The sequence below is a fragment of the Nocardioides jensenii JCM 1364 = NBRC 14755 genome, assembly GCF_001552535.1.
Taxonomy (GTDB): domain Bacteria; phylum Actinomycetota; class Actinomycetes; order Propionibacteriales; family Nocardioidaceae; genus Nocardioides; species Nocardioides jensenii.
Map to the genome: position 1 here is coordinate 1 of NZ_BCRJ01000020.1, position 5,324 is coordinate 5,324.

General features: G+C 69.8%; 5 protein-coding genes. 3 read left to right on the plus strand and 2 right to left on the minus strand.

Annotation, left to right across the window (positions count from 1 at the left end; translation table 11 throughout):
• Nucleotides 1–647 (minus strand): M56 family metallopeptidase (locus NJ4_RS06960; protein ID WP_067432200.1); only part of this gene is annotated, 647 nt, incomplete at its 3' end.
• A gap of 5 nt (nucleotides 648–652) precedes the next feature.
• Nucleotides 653–1,084, minus strand: coding sequence for a BlaI/MecI/CopY family transcriptional regulator (locus tag NJ4_RS06965; RefSeq protein WP_082748259.1), 432 nt, complete (start codon nucleotides 1,082–1,084; stop codon nucleotides 653–655).
• A 92-nt stretch (nucleotides 1,085–1,176) separates the two neighbouring features.
• Here NJ4_RS06965 and NJ4_RS06970 point away from each other — a divergent pair, with 92 nt between their 5' ends.
• The 3 genes from NJ4_RS06970 to cydD all read left to right on the plus strand — a co-directional run.
• Nucleotides 1,177–2,637 carry a cytochrome ubiquinol oxidase subunit I gene (locus NJ4_RS06970; protein ID WP_067432206.1) on the plus strand — a complete coding sequence of 487 codons (1,461 nt, stop codon included), beginning with the start codon at nucleotides 1,177–1,179 and terminating at the stop codon, nucleotides 2,635–2,637.
• 9 nt (nucleotides 2,638–2,646) lie between these two features.
• Entirely contained in the window at nucleotides 2,647–3,666 is a 1,020-nt protein-coding gene (cydB, locus tag NJ4_RS06975; RefSeq protein ID WP_067432209.1) for a cytochrome d ubiquinol oxidase subunit II, read from the plus strand.
• A partial coding sequence (cydD, locus tag NJ4_RS06980) for a thiol reductant ABC exporter subunit CydD (RefSeq protein WP_082748260.1) occupies nucleotides 3,663–5,324 on the plus strand: 1,662 nt, incomplete at its 3' end. The genes cydB and cydD, both read left to right, overlap by 4 nt.

Consider the following 5,324-nt stretch of genomic DNA (forward strand, 5'->3'; position numbering starts at 1 on the left):
GGCCCGGCGACCCGAGCCGCGGCCCGGTCGGCCAGGACCTCCGCGAGCAGTTGCACCTCGACCAGCGCCGCCTCGCTGGAGACCCAGCGCGGGAAGGCACGGTGCAGCACGCTGAACGCCTCGAGCACCAGGTCGTGACGAGCGCGCAGGTGCGCCCGCTCGTGGGCCAGCACCGCCTCGACCTCGACGCTGCTGAGCCGCTCGATCGCCCCTGCGGAGACCACCACGCGTGATCCCTGCATCCCGGGCACGCAGTAGGCCACCGGCACGTCGTGCTCGAGGACACTGGCCCCGCGGCCGTCGTACGAGAGCAGGTCGAGCTGGCGGCGGTGGCGGCGGCGCAGGGCGCGCAGTGTCGTGCCCACCTGGTGGCCGCTGAGCAGCAGTCGCCCCACCACCATCACGGTGAGGGCCAGGGCCACGGCCGCCACCAGCCACCCGACCACTGTCGGGGTGTCGCGCCAGGCGTGGTCGGTGACCAGGGAGAGCCCGGCCCCGACGGCGGCCAGGACGGCTCCGAGCGCGACGCTCTGCCACAGCAGCATCGCCGCCCGTGGAGTTCGACGCAGCAGCGGCCAACGGGCCATCAGCGCGGGCACCGGCCCGGCCAGCAGCACCGCCAGGACGCCCAGGACGAGGGTGGTCATCGAGGTCAGGAGTCGGCGCCGTCGGTGCGGGCCAGATCGGCCAGGGCCTGCTTCAGAGCCGCGATGTCGTCGGCGCTGGCCTCCTCCACGAACGCGACCAGCGCCGACTGGCGGCTGTCGCGGCCGAAGTCGGTCAACGTCTCGCGCATCAGCTCGGCGGTCATGCTGCCCCGCGATGCGGCCGCGCGATAGCGATAGGCGCGCCCGTCGCGCTCCTGCCGGACGACGTCCTTCTTGGCCAGCCGGTCGAGGACCGTCATCACGGTCGTGTAGGCGATGTCGCGATGGGTGGCCAGCTCGGCGTGCACCTCGCGAACCGTGCAGGACTCCTGGTCGCCCCGCGACCACAGCACCTCCATCACCGCGCGCTCGAGGTCGCCCAGGGGCGCGCTCGATCGGGAGGAGCGACGGGCGGGACGAGACTTCGCGGGAGGCATGGGGAGATTGTACCTACGGCCCGCGTCGTACTACTCTCGGTAGTATCTACTACTCATTGTCGTAGATCCGCCCTCGACCGGGAGTCACCCCAATGGACGTCGTCGACATCGCACGCTGGCAGTTCGGGATCATCACCGTCTACCACTTCCTCTTCGTGCCGATCACCATCGGACTCTCCGCGATGATCGCCGTCTTCGAGACGATGTGGGTGCGCAACCAGAACCCGACGTACCTGCGGCTGACGAAGTTCTTCGGCAAGCTCTTCCTGATCAACTTCGCCATCGGCGTGGTGACCGGCATCGTCCAGGAGTTCCAGTTCGGGATGAACTGGTCGGACTACTCCCGCTTCGTGGGTGACGTGTTCGGCTCGTTCCTGGCCATCGAGGGCCTGCTCGCCTTCTTCCTGGAGTCGACGTTCCTGGGCCTGTGGATCTTCGGCTGGGACAAGCTGCCGCGCTGGATGCACGCCGGCTGCATGTGGATCGTGCACATCGGCACCCTGCTGTCGTCGTACTTCATCCTCGCCGCGAACTCCTGGATGCAGCACCCGGTCGGGCACGACTACAACGCCGAGACCGGACGCGCCGAGCTCACCGACTTCTGGGCGGTGATGTTCAACAAGGTGCAGGTGGTCGCCTTCCCGCACGTGATCACCGCCTGCTACCTGACCGGTGGCGCCTTCGTGCTGGGCATCTCGGCCTGGCTCTACCTGCGCAAGCGCACTCCCGAGGAGGACCGGCCCGTCTACCTCACCGGCGCCCGGATCAGCGCCTGGGTGGTGCTGGTGGCCGGTCTCGGGGTGGCCGTCACCGGCGATCTCCAGGGGAAGGTGATGACCGAGGTGCAGCCGATGAAGATGGCTGCCGCGGAAGGTCTCTACGAGACCTCCGAGTCCTGCGCGCCGTTCTCCGTCTTCACGGTCGGTACGCCGGACGGGCGGCACGAGAAGTTCGCCGTGACCGTGCCCTGCCTGCTCTCGTTCCTGGGCACCGGCACCTTCGACGGCAAGGTCGAGGGCATCAACCCGCTGCGCGAGAAGTACGCCGACCAGTACGGCACCGATCCCGGTGCGACGTACTACCACCCGGAGGACTACGTGCCGGTGATCCCGGTGACCTACTGGTCGTTCCGGTTCATGATCGGCCTGGGCATGTCGGCCGCAGCCGGTGCTGCCGTGTTGCTGTGGGTGATGCGCGGCGGCCGCCGTCCACGCTCGAAGTGGTGGGGCGTGCTGGCTCTGTCGCTGCCGTTCCTCGCGGTCTTCGGCAACTCGTTCGGGTGGATCTTCACCGAGATGGGCCGCCAGCCATGGGTGGTCTACGGGCTGATGACCGTCGACAACGCGGTCTCCCCCGGCGTCTCCGTCGGTGAGGCCCTGACGTCGGTGATCGTGCTGACCTCGCTCTACGCCGTGCTCGCGGTGATCGAGTTCGGGCTGCTGATCAAGTACGCCAAGGCCGGTGCCGAGCCGTTCGCCGAGCCACCGGACCCGAGCCTGCGCGGGCCCTCCGACGGCTCGGACGACGACGCCCCCCTCACCTTCGCCTACTAGGAGACGACCATGGAGCTCACCACCGTCTGGTTCATCCTGATCGCCGTCCTGTGGATCGGCTACTTCACCCTCGAGGGCTTCGACTTCGGGGTCGGCATGCTGTTGCCGGTGCTGGCCCGCAACGACACCGAGCGTCGGGTCATGATCAACACGATCGGTCCGGTCTGGGACGGCAACGAGGTGTGGGTGCTGGTCGCCGGCGGCGCCACCTTCGCTGCCTTCCCGGAGTGGTACGCCACGTTGTTCAGCGGGTTCTACCTGCCCCTGCTGGCGATTCTCGTCGCCCTGATCCTGCGCGGGCTCGCCTTCGAGTACCGCCACAAGAAGTCCGACGCACGGTGGCAGGCCAACTGGGACAGGGCGATCATCTACGGCTCGCTGGTGCCGGCTTTCCTGTGGGGCGTCGCGTTCGCCAACATCGTCCGGGGTGTGCCGATGGACGCCGACCACGAGTTCACCGGCTCCGCGCTGACGTTGCTGAACCCGTTCGGCCTCCTCGGGGGTGTCACCACCACCCTGCTCTTCCTCACCCACGGCGCCATGTTCATCGCGCTCAAGACCGACGGCGAGATCCGGCACCGGGCCCGCGCCCTCGCCGCCCGCCTCGGTCTCGGCGCCGCCGTCGTCGCAGTGGCGTTCATGGCCTGGACCCAGGCGTCGAGCGGAACGACGGCCAGCGCCCTCGTCTTCGTGGTCGCCGGGCTGACCCTGCTCGCGGCCCTGGCCGCTGCCCTCCGGGGGCGTGAGGGCTGGGCGTTCACCGGCACCTTCGTCACCATCGCCCTGGCCGTGACCGGCTTGTTCCTCGCGCTCTTCCCCGACGTGATGCCCTCGACCACCGATGCCGCGTTCTCACTCACGTCGACGAACGCGGCGGCCACGGCGTACACCCTGAAGGTGATGACCTGGGTCGCCGTGATGTTCACGCCGCTGGTGATCGGCTACCAGGCGTGGAGCTACTGGGTGTTCCGCAAGCGGATCTCCGTGCACCACATCCCCACCCCGCAGCCCGAGCCGGCCGCGTCATGAGGCCGCTCGACCCGCGTGTCCTCCCCCACCTCGCACCGGCGCGCGCCTCCCTGGCGGCGGTGCTGGTCGGCAACACCCTGGCCGGCATGCTGATCGTCGGCCAGGCGTTCGCCGGTGCCGCGCTGATCGTCGGCGTGCTCGACGCACCCTCGTCCGGCCAATGGCATGCCGCCGCCTGGTGGTTCGCCGGAGTCACCCTGGCGCGCGCAGTGCTGGGTCGGGTGGTCGACGTCGCCGCCAGCCGGGCCGCGGCCCAGGTCGGCACCCGGTTGCGCGACCTCGTGCTCCGCTCGGCCCTGTCCCTCTCCGCCACCTCGCTGAGCCGACGCCGGCGAGGCGAGCTGACCACGCTGGCCACCCGCGGTGTGAGTGCCGTCGAGCCCTACCTGACCCGCTACCTGCCGGCCCTCGTGCTGGCCACGGTGTTGCCGGTGCTGACCTTGGTCGCGATCGCCACGCAGGACTGGATCAGCGCGCTGATCGTGCTGCTCACCCTCCCCCTGCTCCCGGTGTTCGCGATCCTGATCGGGATGACCACCCGGGAGAAGGCCGACCGGCAGTGGCGAGCCCTGGGCGTCCTGGCCGGCCACTTCCTCGATGTGGTCCGCGGCCTGCCGACGCTGGTCACCCATCGCCGTGCTGCCGCGCAGGTGCCCCAGATCAGGTCCGTGACCGACCATCACCGCCGGGCCACCGCTTCCACGCTGAAGCTGGCCTTCGCCTCGTCGGCCGCGCTCGAGCTGATCGCCACCATCTCCGTGGCACTGGTCGCGGTCTCGGTCGGACTGCGGTTGGCCGGAGGATCGCTCGACCTGCAGACCGCGCTCGTCGTACTCCTGTTGGCGCCGGAGGCCTACTGGCCGATCCGCCGCGTCGGCGCGGAGTACCACGCCGCTGCCGAGGGCACCGCCACCTTCGACGCCATCACACGACTTGTTGATTCTGGTGTCGCGAGTCGTGGGTTCCTGCCCGTCGAGATGTCGATTCTGGACGACGCTCCTCGGACCATCCGCCTCGACGAGATCGCCCTCGCCTGGCCCGGACACGATCCGGTCGTGCAGGGCCTGTCGGCCCGGATCCGCCCGGGCACGATCACCGCGATCGTTGGCCCGTCGGGCTGCGGCAAGAGCACGCTCCTGCAGGTGCTGCTCGGCGAGCTGCCGTTGGCGGAAGGCATGATCCGGGTCGGGGCCGCGGACCTCGCCGGGCTGTGCCCCTCGACCTGGCGTTCGCGGGTCGCGCACGTCCCGCAGCGGCCATGGCTGATCGCCGACAGCATCGCGGCCAACCTGCGCCTGGGCCGCCCCGACGCCAGCGAGGCCGATCTGTACGCCGCGCTCGCGGCTGTCGATCTGGCCGAGACGGTGGCCGGACTCCCGGACGGACTCGACACGCACCTCGGCGAGGAGGGTCTCGGGCTCTCCGCTGGCCAACGAGCCCGCATCGCGATTGCCCGCGTGGTGCTGGCCGACCGTCCGTACGTCGTACTCGACGAGCCGACCGCACACCTCGACCCCGACACCGAGCGCATCATGCTCGATGTGCTGCGTCTGCTCGCGGAGACCAGCACGGTGCTCGTGGTCGCCCATCGTGACGCGGTGATCGAGGTCGCCGATCAGGTCATCGACCTCGGCGCGTTCGCTGTCGCACGGGCCGAA